General features: G+C 53.9%; 10 protein-coding genes. 2 read left to right on the forward strand and 8 right to left on the reverse strand.

The genetic code is table 11. The annotated features are described in order from the left end of the window. Positions 1 to 692: 692 nt before the first annotated feature. The 3 genes from Poly59_RS15880 to katG all read right to left on the reverse strand — a co-directional run bounded on the left by Poly59_RS15880 (position 693) and on the right by katG (position 9470). On the reverse strand, positions 693 to 2591 hold the full coding sequence (locus Poly59_RS15880; protein WP_146535057.1) for a cation:proton antiporter: 1899 nt from the start codon (positions 2589 to 2591) through the stop codon (positions 693 to 695). 318 nt (positions 2592 to 2909) lie between these two features. Continuing rightward, on the reverse strand, positions 2910 to 6860 hold the full coding sequence (locus tag Poly59_RS15885; RefSeq protein WP_186776297.1) for a DUF4347 domain-containing protein: 3951 nt from the start codon (positions 6858 to 6860) through the stop codon (positions 2910 to 2912). A gap of 243 nt (positions 6861 to 7103) precedes the next feature. Then, positions 7104 to 9470, reverse strand: coding sequence for a catalase/peroxidase HPI (katG, locus tag Poly59_RS15890; RefSeq protein WP_146535059.1), 2367 nt, complete (start codon positions 9468 to 9470; stop codon positions 7104 to 7106). Positions 9471 to 9713: 243 nt separating this feature from the next. Between katG and Poly59_RS15895 the strand changes: the two genes are divergently transcribed. Beyond that, on the forward strand, positions 9714 to 10604 hold the full coding sequence (locus Poly59_RS15895; RefSeq protein ID WP_146535060.1) for a LysR family transcriptional regulator: 891 nt from the start codon (positions 9714 to 9716) through the stop codon (positions 10602 to 10604). 193 nt (positions 10605 to 10797) lie between these two features. Here the strand turns inward: Poly59_RS15895 and Poly59_RS15900 are convergent, their stop codons facing one another. Together Poly59_RS15900 and Poly59_RS15905 are read right to left on the reverse strand one after the other, a co-directional pair. Next, positions 10798 to 11526, reverse strand: coding sequence for a 3-keto-disaccharide hydrolase (locus Poly59_RS15900; protein WP_146535061.1), 729 nt, complete (start codon positions 11524 to 11526; stop codon positions 10798 to 10800). Between the two features lie 83 nt (positions 11527 to 11609). Further along, a complete protein-coding gene (locus Poly59_RS15905) occupies positions 11610 to 12968 on the reverse strand; it encodes a DUF1549 domain-containing protein (protein WP_186776298.1) in 1359 nt (452 codons plus the stop codon). 160 nt (positions 12969 to 13128) lie between these two features. Between Poly59_RS15905 and Poly59_RS15910 the strand changes: the two genes are divergently transcribed. After that, positions 13129 to 13890 (forward strand): AraC family transcriptional regulator, encoded by a 762-nt coding sequence (locus tag Poly59_RS15910; RefSeq protein WP_146535063.1) that lies wholly within the window; start codon positions 13129 to 13131, stop codon positions 13888 to 13890. Positions 13891 to 13911: 21 nt separating this feature from the next. On the opposite strand, the gene Poly59_RS15915 is transcribed toward Poly59_RS15910, so the two are convergent. The 3 genes from Poly59_RS15915 to Poly59_RS15925 form a co-directional block, all read right to left on the reverse strand. Continuing rightward, positions 13912 to 15102, reverse strand: coding sequence for a kappa-carrageenase (locus Poly59_RS15915; protein WP_146535064.1), 1191 nt, complete (start codon positions 15100 to 15102; stop codon positions 13912 to 13914). 217 nt (positions 15103 to 15319) lie between these two features. After that, on the reverse strand, positions 15320 to 16507 hold the full coding sequence (locus Poly59_RS15920) for a winged helix-turn-helix domain-containing protein (RefSeq protein WP_222436114.1): 1188 nt from the start codon (positions 16505 to 16507) through the stop codon (positions 15320 to 15322). Between the two features lie 110 nt (positions 16508 to 16617). Further along, on the reverse strand, positions 16618 to 18039 hold the full coding sequence (locus tag Poly59_RS15925) for a DUF1501 domain-containing protein (protein WP_146535065.1): 1422 nt from the start codon (positions 18037 to 18039) through the stop codon (positions 16618 to 16620). Position 18040: the final 1 nt, after the last annotated feature.

The following is an 18040-nucleotide window of genomic DNA, read 5'->3' on the forward strand; positions in this document are numbered from 1 at the left end:
TTCGGAAGCTATGTCAATTGCAGCTCGCCATCCTTGCGCCGATGTTATGGAAGATCGTTGTTGAAGTATGGAGAGTCATTCCTTACCGATTTTATTCATTAGTGGCGCGAGCCGTCTGGAGGTAAGGCTGGATGTTTCTGAAGCCGATTCGTGAACGATTGATCAGTGATTGGACTGATCCGTGTTGAAACCGTGCCTGACAAAGTGAGGCAATTGCTTTCGAGATTAGCATTTTAGTTGCAACTGAGTTGGCTAAGCAAGCACTTGCTCACATGCCAACAGACGTGTTTTTCGATCGAAGGCAATGTAATTTAAACGTCAACCCCGCGATAACTATCTTCGCTCGGTTAAGGCTGCATCTCAGTACCCAAGATCTTCGTGCTGATATTTTGTTCGCCGCAAATAGGTTGCGCCAACAACTTGGATTAACGAACTGCACCCGTCAAATTCGTAGAATGATTCGCGAATCCAAGAGTCGAATCGCCCACCGTAACCAAGTTCGCGAAAGTCATCGTTCGTTGGCGATTTAGGCCTTTGCGGAGGTGCACCAGCAAAGACGGCTGTTTTTTCGACTTATCTTGACCGTTGACCATTGGCTATTCGATTGCTCGGCGTCTGCAGCATGTTGCTGCTAGGTTCCTCTCGAGCGATTCAGTTAAGTTCTCCGAAATGCACAGCCAACAAATTCCTCATTAGACGGTTGAATCAGTATTTGGCAGATTGCTGTTGGGGGAGCCGCTTGGCGGTCGAGCAACATGATTTTCGGGTACAGCCGTTGCGGAAACCATCGCGATCAGTTGCTGGCCAGGTAGCGGTTGCAGAGGCTTGTCGTCAGTGTCGAGAACTAAGACACCGTCTTTGTCGATCGTCGCAAGAACCTGGGCGCCGTTCCCGTACTTTTTCTTGAAATCATCATACGAGAACTCGTTTGTCAGTGGTGTCGTTTTGAAACGTGCACCAGCGACGTGCATGGCACGCAGTTCCGAAAACGTGCTGCCTTTGCCAAACAGTTCTCGACCCATCAAATTCTTTGTCAGACCCCGTCGGTGGTGCGAATTTTCGCGAGTGAATGTCAGCTGGTAAACCTGGGAACGTTCGAACAAGTGAGTGCATTCTCGCACGGCTAACGAGTTGACTTCATCGTTGGGGGTCATCGCCAGCAATCGACCGATTCCGGTTAACGGTAATTCTTCAATGACGTGTTTATTCAAAATGTTCGCACAGACCGCATTGATTCCATCGACACGCGCTTTCGATATCTTATTGTAGTTCGTGTCAACCAACAGCACGTTGATACCGGACTTCGTCAGCTCTTTGGCGAAGTCTCTCACCCAAATATCGGCGCCTGCAATCAGCACACCGTTGGTCGACGTGTCGGCTAGTCCAAGCAATTTTGCGAGCGGTGTGGCTGAAAGTCCATAGATCGCAACGGTGCCAACGATTACCAAGAATGTCACATTGGCCAACTGATCCGAACCCGGAAGATCGACGTGACCAAAATGACTTTCCATTTCCAACGCGAAAACACTACTGACGGCAGCCGCAACGATTCCTCGTGGTGCAAGGCCGGCAATGAATGTCTGTTCGCGGATGTTTAGTGGGCTTCCTAACAGTGAAGTGTAAACCGAGATAGGACGCACGATCAGGATTAAAACCATCACGAACAAGACACCGGGAAATCCAATCGCAAAGATGTCGTCCAGGTTGACGCGGGATCCTAAGACGATGAACAGGCAACCGATCAGCAACGTGCGTAGGTTCTCTTTGAACTCGATGATATGTTCAATTTCGATACTGCGCTGGTTGGTCAGCCATAGCCCGATGATGGTGACCGTGATCAATCCTGATTCGTGTGCGAAGTGATTGCTGACGGCATACAGCAACAAACCGACCGATAGAGCGGCGACACCTTGCAGTTGATCGGGGATCAAAAACTTGCGTAGCGCGAACCCTAACATCGCGCCGCCAGCGGCTCCCAAGACGAGACCAATCAGAAGAATGTGCAACAAGCTCAGCAGGACACCGCTAAAGTCCAGTTCTTGCGTATTGAGCATCAGATGCTCGAAAACCAGGACCGCTAAGATCGCGCCGATCGGATCGATCACGATGCCTTCCCATTTCAACGTCGATGCGACACGTCGACTTGGCCGAACTTGCCGGAGCAGTGGCCCGATAACGGTTGGCCCCGTGACAGTTAATACTCCGCCAAGCAAGAATGCCATTCGCCATTCGAAACCCAGGATGAGGTTAGCGGCAACCGCCGCTAAACCGAACGTGATGGCTGCACCAATTGTGCACAGACGCAGCGCCGCACTTCCGGATTCGCGAAGCTCCTGCAATTTTAGCGACAGGCCGCCTTCGAACATGATGATGGCGACTGAAAGCGACACTAACGGAAACAGCAAGCTTGGACCGGCCTTCTCGTTTCCTCCGGTCAGTTCGGTCAGATATTCGTCGACTTGAACAAACTGCCCCAAGATCACACCGAACACCAACAGCAACAGAATGCCAGGCAAATTTGTCCGCCATGCGATCCACTGAGCGGCCAACCCAAGGGCTGGAACGAGTGCAAGGTAAAGCAGAAAGTCCATGGCGAATGGTCGATGCGTGGAGATAATTCGCTGAGGATTCAGCAAGATTGTGTCCGCACAGGGTACGCCAAAATGCTACTTCCAGGGAAGCTGACGAAGAACCGAGCCGCTGGCTCGGGAAACGAAGTCGACGCAGTCACGCCCTGGTGACTTTTCACCATCGTTGTATGGGGGGAATAATGACCATTGCAAAACGACATGTGCTCCACCGTCGCCGAAGACCGTAACAACAGCGAAATTACGCCCGCATTCGCCCTGCATTTTTCTGATCACTAGGCGAGCGGGCGGAACGACCGAGCCCTGTCTGAAATAGGTGGCTTAACCAGACTCGGATTCATCGTTCAGCAAGTTACCTGATACCGAATTACCCTCAGCGACGTCGGGCAGGTCAGCGATCGAGGTTGGTAGTTGGTTGACGGCAGCGATGCTTGCGTATTGAAAGTATCCGTTGGTGTGCAAAATCTCGCTTTGGCGATAACCAGGCACGATTCCATCAGCAGCCAAGTAGGTACCCGTTGAATAAACATCTGGTGCTTCGGTTTGGTACGCAACTCCACTAACTTCGATTCGATCGATCGCTACGTTCCAATCGATTCCTGCGGCCGGTTCGTATCGGTCATTGATGAAGTTGATGCGAATGTCGCCGGGATCGACAAGTGAATTAGTGGCCCAATTCAGTTCAACGTAGTTTTGATCCGACAGGTCGCCTGCTTGTCCGCCGAAGTCAGAAAGCTTGAACGTGGCAACTTGCGAGCCGGCAACTTCGAGCGTCAATATTTCATTGCCCGACGTCCCCGCAGCGAAGATCTTTACCGAAGTGGTCTGCTGACTCGAGTCATTCGCCAGGCCAGGTGTGCCGTTGATTTGGCTGCTGGCAACCCAATTGGTCGCCACGTTGTTGTCGAGTGCTGGATCAATCAACGATAAAGAGAATCCATTTCCGTCAGGCTCGGTCACCCACGGTGCAGCGTCGTCGTAATCCACCGCATCGACGACATTGCCGGACAAGTCGACAAGTTCGACCAGTTCACCGCCGCCGCTCAGTCCGCCGTCGTACTGCTGAGCGACAAAGGGGTTGCCGCCATGCTGGGTGGTGAAACGCGAGAAGTTGTCGGTGAAGACAATATGCTGGCCCGGCAAAATCACCGTTCCGAATTCGATCTTCAAACCAACCGCGTCGATCGTCCAACCAGATAGATCGACCGATTCGGTTGCCGAAGCGTTGTAGAGTTCGAGGAACTCTGCGTCACCATCAAGCGGGTTGTAGTGCAATTCGTTGATCACGATATCGTTGACGCCGCTTGCCGATCCCGGCATGCGGATTTCGTTGGTGAACGCTGTCTTTCGGGCGTCTAACGCTTCTTGGAATTGTTGCGCCCAAAACGGATTTGCAAAGAAATCAGAGCGTCCCCATTTGGCGAGTTCGAGGGTTGAGTTTGTTGCGCCGATTTCAAGTCGCAGTTCCTCGAATCGATTCGTCAAGTTGGTGGTGTCGTCCAAGTAGGTGTCGACCAGCGTTTGCATCCGACGCCAGTACATGTCTTGGAACTCGGGTACTTCGAAGACAGCGTTTAACAGTTCCGCATTGATCGGTTCGGGTGTCGTGAAATTACCTCCGTCGCCGTCATCAGGGACAACCCAAAGTCGATCCAGATCCCATTCGACAACCGACCATCGGCCGGTTTCGTCGTCCAACAGCATGTAGAAGTTCTGGACGCGTTGATCGTCATGTCGCATCAGTGTCGAAAGCGCCATGTGATTGACCACGTTGGGAATATCAACTTTGTCGTACAGAAACGCGGTCTTCGCGTCGGACGGGGGTTGGATCAAAACATCGTTCAACAATTCGATCGAGGTATAGTCGCCATCGTCTGGTGACTTCTTGTCGAACTTGGGATAGCTACCAAAGGCTCCTTCTTCTGCTTTGTAAAACTCGTCGCTGTCGCTGATTCCGTTCACGTCTCGCCAAGCGCCGTCGTACAGTTCTTGGAAGCGAAACACGCCATGAAAGTCGCCGTTCACTTCGGCGCGGACGAAGAATGAATTGGTAATCGAGTTCGTTTCGGCGTTGAAGATGTCCCAGTTGATATCGGGAGTCACAAGGGACCAGTCACCAAAGTCGGCTTGGATTCCCCATTCGTCGACAAGGTAGCTGACACCGTTGGTGCCGATGTCAATGTCGTAGCCCTTGGGCAATTCGAACTTCAAACTCTTCTTAGGATAGAACTCACGCGAGTAGTCGCCACCGCGAACTCGAACCGTTGCGTTGTCGATCACTTCACCGTTGTAATAAACGACCGCCTCAATTTTTGTATTGGTCAGTGCCAAGTCGGTTGTCGTCAGTTCTGTGAATTCGGCTTCGTCGACAAAGAACTGGAACAAGGGCAATTCGTTGCCCACGACATCCGTGGGTGACACGACCACACCAAAGTAGTTGATCGAGTCAGCAAATGGAGCAAAGGCAACGTCCGATTCGATGCGGTACCGGACCAGCGTCCCTGCATCCGCACCGGGCAGGGTTGCCGTCCAGTTGTCGCCTCCGGTACTGGTCATCGCAACCGATTGCTCGCCGCCGAACATGACTTTGTAGATCAGGTTGGCGGACGTGGCGCCTTCGATGGTCGCGGTGATTGAGAAATCCTGATTCGGCAACACGACACTTGGCGTCACAACGATGTCCGTGATCGGATCGACGGGTTGAACACCAAAAACAGAATTGGCTGCCGCAGGTGTTGGTGCGCCGATCGAGGCCTGCCAATTGGTTGCGACGGAGTTATCAAGTGCCCAGTCGCTTAGTTCTAACGAGGGTCCGTTGCCGTCGGGTTGGGATGTCCAGGGCGGATCATCGGTATAGTCGACTTCGTCGATGACGGTAACTCCGTCGGCCGCAATCAACTGCAGCAGTTCGCCACCGCCGCTTAAGCCGCCGCCGGCAAATTCAGCAATCGGGGTTACGCCCCAAGTCGACTGGGCTAGCGCGATCGATGGAGCAACGATGGCGTATTGGCCGGCACCGATTGTGGTTCCCGGCGCAAACGTCAGATCGAAACCGGTGAACGACATGCCACCCAGATCGACCGTCTGGTCACCCGAGTTGTAGAGTTCGAGAAATTCGGCGTCGCCATCGACGACACCGTCCGGTCCCGGGTTGTAGTGGATTTCGTTGATCACCAGCAGACTTGGGTCGCCGCCGGGATCAACGGTAGAACCGGCATACTGAAAGTAACCGTTGGTGTGAAGCGTGTCTGACAAACGGTTTCCCGGAGCAATGCCGTCGACGGACAACCAAGTGCCGGTCGAGAAGACCTCGGGTGCTTCGGTTTGATAGTCGACGCCGTCAATGTTGATCTTGTCGACTCGCAAGTTTCGGTCGATGCCGTTGGCAGGGTCATAGAAGTCGTTTGTGAAAACAATGCGAACTTGGTCGGCGTTCACACCGTCGGCGTCGAACAAATACTGCTGGAAATTGGTGGAGAGGTTGTTGTATGTTGCGACGGTGACTTCGTCGATCTGCAACAACATTTGTTCTTCGCCAGTCGTTCCGGCTGCGCGAATGGTGATCGGCAAGACGGCTTCGTAGGATTGGCGTGTCAGTACATTGAAAGCCAAACCGGCTTCGATGTTGCCGACGTGCTGTTCCAAGTCCCAGTCAGCACCTTGTGACGAAGCACCCGTCTTGTCGGTCGACGCGGCGACATCGGCGCCGGTCAGTTTTGCGAGGGCCTTGATAAACTGCAAGCCTTGCGTGCCCGCACCGGTCTCGCATCCATAGATCAGTATGTCGGCATCTGCCGTCAACGAACGGGACCAGCCTTTGATTTGTCGCTGGTTCGTTTGGACGGTTTCGGTGTCGACCAACTGATTGCCGAGTTGCAATTGCCCAGATTGACCGTGCGCGACGATATGGATGCTGCCGACGTTGGTGCGGCCTGCAAGCGTCTGGCTAATCTGTGATAGCCCATCGCGATTTGGGTCCAGCAGCACCAACTCGTGATCTTGGTGGATTCCATCAAGCAAGTGGCCAATTGATTCGACGCCCGAATCAATGAAGACAATGTTTGAGCATGCATCGGCTTGCACTGGTGACGCCCGCCCGACTTCGGCCGCGACGGGATTAGCTGATGAGGCCGCGGCACTAAGGACGACGCCGCAATCGGCGGCCAACATCACTCGCTTTTCGAGTGATGAAATACTCCACCGATTACCGCCACTTGAACGATGATTCTGGCGACAGGATACGGTTTTGCGGGTTTTGGAGTGACGGATCATGGCGGCTACCTCGAATGGGGGCGGGTTCCTTCTATTTAGAGAGTACAAAACTTTGGGGGGTCTGTGCACACCCGAAGATGGTTGGCCGCACAATTTTTGATGTTTTGATTTGGGAAGCGGAATTGATGTCAAGGAGCCGCTAAGGGTGACATCGCCAAGGGTGTATCGTCGGCGCATAAAAAAACAGCGCTTGCCGGACACAAGCGGTGTACAAAATTGACGGTTTGGACGCTTTCTGAACGATTATTCAGTGCGTGAAGAAGCTAGCAATCCGCTTCGCTGTGCTGGCGAGAGGTCGAAGCGGTCGGCATTCATGACTTTGGTCCAGGCGGCAACGAAGTCGTCTGCGAATTTCGCTTTCGAGTCTTCGCTTGCATAGACCTCTGAAATGGCTCGCAACTGCGAGTTCGACCCAAAAACGAGGTCCACCGAAGACGCTCTCCACTTTGGATCGCCGGTCACGCGGTCGACGCCCTCGAAGAAGTGGTCGCAAACGGCTGACTTTTTCCACACTGTGTCCATATTCAGCAGGTTGACGAAGAAGTCGTTGGTCAATTTGCCCGGACGATTCGTCAGGACTCCTAGTTTCAGGTTGTCCGCGTTGGCATTCAAGACTCGCAAACCACCCACGAGCACTGTCATTTCTGGCGCGGTTAGGTTCAGCAGACTAGCGCGATCAACCAACCATTCTTCCGCCGGTCGGTTGAGTTCGCTGTGCCCAAAGTAGTTGCGAAAGCCATCGGTCTTGGGCTCAAGCGGCTCGAATGATGCAACATCGGTTTGCTGCTGCGAGGCATCAGTTCGCCCTGGCGAAAACGGAACCTTGATTTCATGCCCGGCATCCTTGGCGGCTTGCTCGATGGCAGCCGCGCCGCCCAAGACGATCAAGTCGGCGAGCGAGACCTTCTTACTGGACTGCGAGTTGTTGAACTCGGTCTGGATGCTTTCAAGCTTCTGAAGCACTTCGGCAAGTTGCGCTGGCTGATTGACAGCCCAATCTTTTTGAGGCGCCAGGCGAATGCGTGCTCCGTTCGCACCGCCGCGCTTGTCGCTGCCGCGGAAAGTTGACGCCGACGCCCACGCAGTCTGCACCAACTGAGAAACGGACAAACCAGACTTCAGCAGTTTGCCTTTCAGGTCCGCGATCTCCTGGTCGTCGATCAGAGGATGATCGACGGCGGGCACCGGGTCTTGCCACAATTGCGGTTCGGCGACTTCGGGGCCGAGGCATCGCGAGTGCGGTCCCATGTCGCGATGAGTCAGCTTGTACCAAGCCTTCGCAAACGCCACTTCAAATTCCTTGGGATTGTCGTGGAATCGCTTCGAGATCCTTGCGTAGGCAGGGTCAATCCTCAGCGCCAAGTCGGTCGTGAACATGATCGGTGCATGCGACTTGGAATCGACATGGGCATCAGGGACGGTTCCCTCGGCCGTAGCATCGTCCGGAGTCCACTGATGGGCGCCGGCGGGACTCTTGGTCAGCTTCCACTCGTAACGAAAGAGGTTCGCGAAGTAGTCGTGAGAAAACTGTGCGGGCGTCGACGTCCAAGCTCCTTCAAGGCCACTGGTGATTGTGTCTTCGGCGTTGCCCTTTCCAAATGAATTCTTCCAGCCGAGGCCCTGCTCTTCGATACTGGCGGCTTCCGGGGCGGGACCAACAAACTTACTTGGATCGGCGGCCCCGTGAGCTTTCCCGAACGTGTGTCCGCCAGCGATCAAAGCGACGGTTTCTTCATCGTTCATTGCCATCCGGCCAAACGTTTCACGAATGTCTTTGGCTGCTGCAAGTGGATCAGGTTTGCCGTTGGGGCCTTCGGGGTTCACGTAAATCAAACCCATCTGCACGGCAGCGAGTGGATTGTCGAGTTCGCGATCGCCCTTGTACCGCATGTCGCCGAGCCACTGAGTTTCCGGTCCCCAGTTGATGTCGAGCTGAGGTTCCCAAACATCTTCGCGACCACCGGCAAATCCAATGGTTTCGAATCCCATATTTTCGAGCGCACAGTTTCCGGTCAGTACCATCAGGTCGGCCCAGGAAATTTGCTTGCCGTATTTCTGTTTGATTGGCCACAGCAACCGCCGTGCCTTGTCCAAGTTGCCATTGTCTGGCCAGCTGTTAAGCGGCGCGAAACGCTGGGTGCCGTAACCCGCGCCGCCTCGGCCATCGGCAACGCGATAAGTTCCCGCACTGTGCCAAGCCATCCGAATGAAGAACGGTCCGTAGTTTCCATAGTCAGCGGGCCACCAGTCTTGAGAAGTGGTCAACAACGTGTTGATGTCACTCTTGATCGCTGACAGGTCAAGCTTATTGAATTCGGCTGCGTAGTCGAACGCTTCGCCCATCGGATTGCTTTTCAGCGAATTCTGATGGAGGATTTGCAAGTTCAGCTGGTTCGGCCACCAATCGCCATTCGAATAGACACCTGCCGCGGTATTCCGAGTTTCGGGTGAAGAAATCTCGCCCATCACCGGACAAGTTGCCGTTGGTTTGGCTGTTTGAACCTGTGAATTTACGCTCGGTTGGTTCTGAGCGATGGCAGGCGTGGCGATGCACAGCACCGCAAGATTCGCCAACGTACGAAGTGAGTGTTTGTGGGTGGGCCTAATCATTTCCGCTTCCTGGGGACTGAGTTAACGAACAGCTAATCGGTACATGCGGTGCAATCTGCGGAATCCGCAGGACTGCCTTGTCGGAATCCGGTTAGCCAGCTGTGCCAATTGTCAGCCAATTTACCGTATCTGTCCAACGCATTGTGTGCATACTGGGGATGTGTAAAACGCATAGCCAATGTGTTTGGCTGTAAAACAACGGCGAAACAGCTACGTGTCATTGTACGACGAGGTGAATCACGCATGGATATGGACCAGCTTTCGCATTTCCGGTCGCTCGCCGATCTGCGCAACTTTACTCACGCGGCAGCCCAGCTTGGCATATCTCAGTCCGCACTAAGCCGTTCGATCATGCGACTCGAAAACGAGTTGGGCCAGCCGCTCTTCGAACGCAAGCCTCGCTCGGTCGATCTAACAGACGCCGGGCAACTGTTTCACTCGCGTGCCGAACAGATTCTGCTAATCCTGGAAGATTGTAAAGCAGAAATCTGTGATGATGGGCAAAGTGGCCGTATTCGCGTCGCTGCGATTCCAACGATCGCTCCGTTCTTTCTGCCCAATTTGCTGCGGACGTTTTCCGATGCGTATCCGAAGGCAACGCTAATCGTTCAGGAAGACACGACTGAAAATTTGATGAAACGATGCAAACAGGGCGAGTTAGACGTTGCCATCGTCGCGTTGCCCGTCCCGTCTCGCTATGTCGAGGTCGAAGAACTTTTTGACGAGGAGCTGAGTCTTGTGCTGCCGCAGAAGCATCCGCTTGCGGAAAGGAAACGGATTCGCATCGAAGATGTAGAACACTACCCATTCGTTCTGCTCGATGAGGCACACTGTCTTTCGGACAATATCACTTCGTTTTGTCGTCAGCGATCGGTCCATCCTGTGGCCGTTGAACGGGCCAGCCAATTGGTCATGGTGCAAGAGTTGGTTTCGTTAGGGCACGGCGTTTCCATGATCCCCGAAATGGCCAAGAAGCTCGATCGAACCAAGCGGCGTGTCTACCGTTCGCTGTACGGTAACAAGCCAAGCCGAACAATCGCAGCGGTGTGGAATCCGTACCGTTTCCAAAGCCGCTTGCTGCGAGAGTTTCGAGACCACCTTCGCAACTATTCTGCGGCGTTTGTAGAAAACTGAAAGCAGCCGTTTCGGGATGACGTTCGCTTCGCTAGGAAATCAGCAATGGTTTCGCGTGAAGCGACTCGCGAAAGCAACATCGACCGACTCAGGTTAGTTGTTGTTAGCGGGGTAATCGTATGCCGGACTTCAACGACCTGACGCCTTTTTTATACCGCGGAACGACTCAGGCAATCAGTTCGGTGAAGGTCAATTACTTTTCCGTCAGAAGTTTGTCGGTTGGATTCTCGACCGCAATCAAGCCGCGAAAGTGAAACTCTTGCGGATCTTTGTTGCTGTGCAATTGCAAAGCGATCGGGCACTTTTTGAGTTGGTCCTTCGTTTCCGTGTGATCAATGACGACCGTTCCACCGGCAACCATTCGAATACGATTGCCGACGACCAAGATTTCAATTTGATTCCAGTCACCATCCTTTTCCCAAGGCACTTCCTTCATGGGGCCTTTTTGTTCGGGCGGGAAAATACGTCCGCGTGTGTACGCACCCCAGATTCCCCAGTCATGACAAAACATTAGTAGCGGCCCCTTGAATGCAAACTCACTGCCAGCATCTGTGAATCGCTCGCCAAGCGCGGCGACGGACGAGTGCATGATCGAGTAGCCTTCGCTACGATTCTGTTTGACCTCGAACAACAAACGGAACTCGCGAAATTCCTGGTCAGAAAAAAGATACGTACTATGCGAGACAGGCTTGTCGTTGGCGGCGCGGATGGAATGATTGACGACCGAAAAGTATTCCTCGAGTCCCTTCCAGCCCGTTAGGTCATGACCGTTGAACAACTCGATTGCGTGCTCGCTCGCGGGTAAGGCGACCTGGTGACTCCAGTCGGAATCGCCGTCATGGGCGCAGACGCCAGAAGCGAACATCGAAAAAAACAAACAGGCAAATACGGGACCGAGGCAACGCATAGCAATAGCTTTCATTGAGTGGTTGATCAAACGCTTTGCAAACGGAATGGTAACGCCGAACGCAGCGAGTTTGGACGCCTCAACTGTAAAAGATTTTCTTAAGCGATCAGGCCTTTCACGACGTGACCATGAACATCGGTCAGACGAAAATCTCGTCCTTGGTAACGGTAAGTCAGCCGTTCATGATCGATACCCATCTGGTGCAGGATTGTGGCGTGAAGGTCGTGGATGTGTACACCGTCTGAAACGACATTGTAACTGAATTCGTCGGTTTCGCCGTGCACGTGCCCAGGTTTGACTCCGCCGCCGGCCATCCACATCGTAAAGCAACGTGGGTGGTGATCGCGTCCAAAATTTCCGGGCGTGATTTTACCTTGGCAATAACTGGTACGTCCAAACTCGCCGCCCCAAATCACCAATGTGTCTTCCAGCAGCCCGTGGTTCTTTAGGTCTTGAATCAGCCCCATCATTGCCGTTCCGACGGTGTGCGTTCGGTCGGCAACGTTCTCGACGCGGAACTCCTCGATCGCGACTCCGCCTTCTTTTTTGTGTGAGTGCAGGCGGTTGAAAGTGGTGGCGAGCTTTTGCTCTCGCGTCGCGTTGGGCAAAAGGTCTCCGGCTAATTGCCAGGTGATGAATTCGTCGTAGGGCATTCCCGTTTGAAACGCCTTGATGACCCAGTCGCGATAGGGCCAAACGAATCGTTCGTCGTCACGTTGAAATCCGTACGAATCTGCGTACCGGGCCACGTCCAGCCACTCGCTCGTCATTCGTTCGGCGTAGGCGTCGCTGGTTAACAATCGGTCGATGACAATGTCGTCAGCGTCCGCCGAAGTGTCAGAAACGTATTCGCTGATTTCATTTTCGGTGGGCGGCAATCCGGTCAAATCAAACGTGACTCGTCTTAGCCACTTGTTCTTGGACGCCGGTTTGGCGGGCGTCAATTCGTTTTCAACCAACGCCTTCGCAATGAACTGATCGATCGGTCCCTTGACCCAATTGACCAGGCCACCGAGATCCGTTTGTTTCGGCGTATCAACCTTCGCCGGCAAAGGTTCGAACGCCCAATGCGATTCGAATTTTGCGCCTTCAAGAATCCATTGATCGAGGGTTTCTTTGTCTGCATCCGATAGCCGCTTCAACGAGCCGGCGGGCGGCATCGGATCGTCGTTGTCGTGAATCCGAACATGAAATTCGCTCTTTGCTAGATCGCCGGGAACAATGCCAAAGTATCCGCCCAGGTCGACGGTAGCGTTGTCGAACTTGTCGACACGGAACTCCGAGTCCTGGTTGGCCGCGTCGGGGCCGTGGCACTTGAAACAACGGTCCGACAAGATTGGCCGCACGTCGCGATTGAACGATACCTCGGCCGCGCCGGCCAAACTCGTCAAAGCCAGACAGACGGCGGCAGCCAATCTCGCATGGATCCAGTTCGGTTTCAGGACTGTCGATTTCATCACGGGCTTGCTGTTTCCGAAAATGCGAAGCGTCGACAAAGCAAGGCGACAATCGGTTTCGCCGGTGCGCTGTTGTAGGGAGTTCAACATGCCGTCAATTATGCCCTTCGGGGGCATCAGCGTCTTGTATCGCTAATCAAGTTTGTGGTACGTTTTGACGATGAAGCCTTCGTCCGCTTATCCGTCTCGGGTGTTTCAAGACTCGTTTTTTGCGAAAAACCCTGGTGTTCGCCAGGTGTTCGAATTGTACGAATACCTGCCGGACGTGCTCTTTTATGCCAAAGACGCTCAGCATCGTTACATCGGTGCCAATCGGCGGACGTTGGTCGATGTGTTTGGCATGGAGAACGTTGATGAGTTGCTCGGTCGCACGGACTTAGATTTCCAACCGCCCGCACTCGCCGAGGCCTATCACGCCGAAGATCGGCGGGTGATGGAAGGTGGTAAAATCATTCCCAACCAAGTCTGGTTGGTGCCGCACGTTCGCGGAACTCCTCGCTGGTACGTTTCGACCAAAACGCCGCTGTTCAGTCCGGTCGGCGAAACGATCGGGATCGCCGGAGCGATGTATCCGGTCACCACCCGCGACGACCAATTGGCGTTCTTTCAAGAGCTGTCGCCAGTGATCCAGTACATCGATGATCATTATACCGAATCGATTTCAATGACAGAAATGGCGGCGCTCGCCAATCTATCGGCGACTCACTTCAACACGCGCTTTCGAGCCGTCTTGCGATTGTCGCCAACCGAGTACGTGTTGTCTCGCCGTATTCAACAGGCTCAGCAGTTGCTGACTCAAACTGAAAAAACAATCATCGAAATCGCCTGCGAGATCGGCTTCTTCGATCAGAGCCATTTCACCAAACGTTTCCGGCGTGTGACAGGCTTAACGCCGCTGGGATACCGGAAGCGTTTTCGGTAACCGGCACCGATATTTTCGCTACTAGTTATTCGCAGCTTTCGTTTTGGTGTACCAGATCTGTCGCTCGATTCCGGACGCGACACCATCCTCGTTCGTGTCGATCTCTTTGAAGTTTGATTCGACCTTGCTTTCGTTCCAGTTCCAGCCATTCTTGTCCCAGTTAGCTTTTTCTTTCACGATATACGTTTGCATTGTCCAATCGGTCGACGCTGGTTTGGTCGCCGACCCGTTCATCGGCTTCTTTGTTACCAGTTTCTTTGACGGAATCGTTGCCGCCGTCGATGGCTGAAGGGAAGCGTACTTTGGGTTCTGCCAGACTCGTACATAATCAACCAGCATTGCAGTCGGAAATCCATCGGTCGTCGTTTCTTCCAGTGCCGGAACTCGTTGTCCGTTCTTGTACGCTTCGAATGGGTGCCGTAAACCGAGCGACAAAGTGATGTGCATTGGCAGGTGCCAGTAAAGGTTGGGCTTGCGTCCGACTTCTTTGCCGTCGATGTACCAAACGATAGTTTCCGGCGTGTTTTCGACAGCGTAGATGTGGTAGTCGTCGCGAGGGTCCCAGGGCGAGTCGTACTCGTTTTTGCACATTTCAGGTTTCGAATTCGGCCGGATCCAATGTTTCTGGCCGTCGATCAGCAACTGAGTGTGCAAGTTGCAATCGATTCGATTGACTAAATGCCGAGATTTCGTTTCGTTGTCGAATTCACACTGCTGTAGTTCAACGATGTCAATTTCCGAATACGTCACGGTCTCGCCGTCTTTCGCTTGATAGCGGTTCGCGGGGCCTTTGCTGTGCAGCCAAAAACTCGGGCAGGCACCTGGATAAAGCGAGCAGCCTTTGATTCGGGCTTCGAAATATCCGTACGTGATGGTGCTGAAACTTCGGGCGATGCCCGACGTATAAGCGAGTTTTTCGTTGCCGCGCTGGTGGTCATGCTGAACCATTTGCAGAGACATTGAGCCGTCCGCTTCAGACGTATTGTCCGGCTCCCAGCTCCAAGTGCCCCAATCTTCGGTGTTGATATTCCACTTCTTGGTGTCGACTTGGGACCCTTCGAATTCATCGGAAAACTCAGACGCGTACTTCCACTGGACGTCGCCCGCTTTTAAGACGTCACCCGTCGGTTGCGGATCCTGAGCCATCGAATTTGAGGTGATGGCAAGTGAAATGGCGCAAGCAGCGAGGGAGCGGCGTTTGAACTTGAGCATGCGATTGAGTTTGCGTTGAAGAGAGACAGAGCGACTCCGGAGTGGAGTACGCCAAAAATATCCTTGCCGCCACCGCAGCGGAAGAACCAGCGAGCGGCGTTAGAGAACGCGACGACTTAAACAATGTATCCGGGAACGCACCGTGTCACGCTTCAGATCAATGGGAAAAGTTTCGGTACGGCGACGTATGATCTTGTGAAGTAGAACTTTGTATTTGTTAGCGAACGCGATTCGGGCAATGCCAGATGACTTGATCGACATCGGCAAGTCGAGCCAGTCGTGTCAGTTCTGCTTCCAGTTTGTTGGTGCGCGAAACAGTCCATTGGATCCCTGGCTCGGCCCAAAGTTTCGACACTGCCAGCACGGACTTGTTGCGATCGGCTTGAACTTCGATGCGTCCGACGATCCGATCGCCCTCAAGCAGCGGATAGACGTAGTAACCCCAAATCCGCTTCGCCGCAGGCACAAACATCTCCACCCGATACTCGAATCCAAACAGTCGCTGCAATCGCGTGCGATCTCGGATCAGCGGATCGAACGGATTCAAAATTCGCAGACGTGATGTGGGAGTTTCCAGTTCGTCGATCCGCGTCTCGATATCGCAAGGCGCGTGCGCGGCAATCCATTCACCATCATGAGTTTCCCACTGGACGGGAACTCGATAAGGAGATTGGTCGAGCCACTGGGCAACTTCTTTTGAATCAGCCGCCTCCCAGAACTTCTTGATGTCGGTCGCCGTTCCAAACACCAACCGATCTAAGGCTGTCGTGCAAAGTGAATCTAGTTGTATGGTATCGTCGAGTCGCTGTTGCATCAGTTGATCGGGAAATACTCGCTCGGCCAAGTCATAGTATTTGGTGAACCCCTTGCGGTGGCTGGTAGCTAGGTCGCCGGCGTACCACAGATAGTCCAATGCCATCTTGTGAGGCGGGCGAGCCCACATCTTCTTTTTACCCTTGATTTTGGTGTCGAAATCGTGCGTCGACAAAGGCCCTTCGCGATCGACGCGAGCCATGATCTCCTTCCTTCCGATATCGTCCGTCATTCCTTTGAACCAATTGGAGTTTTGAATTCGCTCGCGTTTGCGATCGAATTGGCGGCGCCAGATCGGCAGGAACTCCATCGGCAGGATCGAAGCGTCGTGAGTGAAATGCTCGAACACCTGTCGATCGCGTGCCATCAGTAAGTCGAGCATCGGCTCGCGATAACTTTGTTGGCGACTCCAAATGATGTGGTGGTGGGCACGGCTGACCACTTGAATCGTGTCGAGCTGAACGAATCCAAGGTCGCGGATGATCTGCATCGTGTCGACCGAACCGACAGGCGCAGTCGCAAGCCCCTGGGCGGTCAACCATAGCCGTCTGGCGTCTTGGTTTCGTATCTTTAACGGTTCTTGGTTTGACACCGAATCAGGAGGCCCCAGACAGGTTGCAAGCTGGATCACGCCGTAAACGCACTGTCGCGTGCCAGCATCCTAACGCATGCAGGCGATGGGCTCGAGGAAGGGGCGACGATTTACGCCAGTACTTCGCTGACGACTCGGGCCGGTTCAACACCCGTCAGTTTGAAGTCGAGTCCCTGGTGACGGTACGTGAACCGCTCGTGATCGATACCACACAGATGCATCAACGTCGCCTGCAGATCGCGTATGTGAACAGGATTTTCGGCAACGTGAAAGGCAAACTCGTCGCTGCTGCCGTAGATCGTTCCCGGCTTGATGCCGCCGCCCGCCATCCAGATCGTAAACGCACGCGGATGGTGATCGCGTCCATGAGCCGAAGCATTGGTGATATCACCTTGGACATAGGGCGTGCGTCCGAACTCGCCGCCCCAAATCACCAGCGTATCGTCCAGTAAACCCTTGGCTTTCAAATCTTTGACCAGCGCGGCACTGGGTTGATCGGTGTCTTGGCACTGGATCGGCAGTTGGTTGGGAAGGTTGCCGTGTTGGTCCCATCCCGCATGCATCAGTTGAATGAAACGCGTGCCACGTTCGGCCAAGCGACGCGCCATCAAACAGTTGTATGCGTAGCTTCCTTTGCGATGGACGTCTGGCCCGTACATGTCGAGCACGCTTTGAGGCTCGTTTGAAAAGTCCGTCAACTCGGGCACACTCGCCTGCATCTGAAACGCCATTTCATACTGTGAAATTCGCGTTTCGATTTCCGGGTCTGCAAAACGGGCGTGCGCCATTTGGTTCATCTCGGCCAAACTGTCTAGCATTTGACGACGTGCTTTCCGCGAAATGCCTTTCGGGTTGCTCAGGTACAAGACCGGATCGCCAGCACTGCGAAACGGCACTCCCTGATGCTTGCCCGGCAAGAATCCTGCACCCCAGTAGTAATCAAAGAACAACTGGCCGCACGAACCCTGTTTGTCTTGCGAGGTCATCACAACGAATGACGGTAAGTTCTCGGCCATCGTGCCAAGGCCGTAGGTCAGCCAGGCTCCGATACTGGGCCGGCCCGGCAAGTTGTGCCCGGTCAATATTTGAGTCATCGCGGGTGCGTGATTGATTTGTTCGCCGTGCATGCTGCGGATAAAGCAGAGGTCGTCGACGACGCTGGCCGTATGAGGCAACAAATCGCTAACCCACATGCCGCTGTCACCGCGTTTGGATCCGTTCCACGCTGCGGCCATGCAGGGTTTCGATTTCTGGCCGGCCGTCATCGTGGTTTGTCGTAGTCCCTGCAGAATACTTTCGGGAACTTCTTCGCCCTGCATCTTCTTGAGGGTTGCTTTGTCATCGAACAAATCCACATGCGAAGGGCCGCCGGATTGCATCAGGTAAATGACGCGCTTTGCCTTCGGCGGAAAGTGCGGCAGTCCTTGCCCGGCTTCCGATTCAGATGCCAGCAGCGAACTGAGAGCTGGTGCGCCGACGGAAAGCCCCAGGCTGCCGAGCAGTTGACGACGAGTTAGGTGTAAGTGGTTCATG

Origin of the sequence: Rubripirellula reticaptiva (assembly GCF_007860175.1) — a bacterium.
Classification (GTDB): domain Bacteria; phylum Planctomycetota; class Planctomycetia; order Pirellulales; family Pirellulaceae; genus Rubripirellula; species Rubripirellula reticaptiva.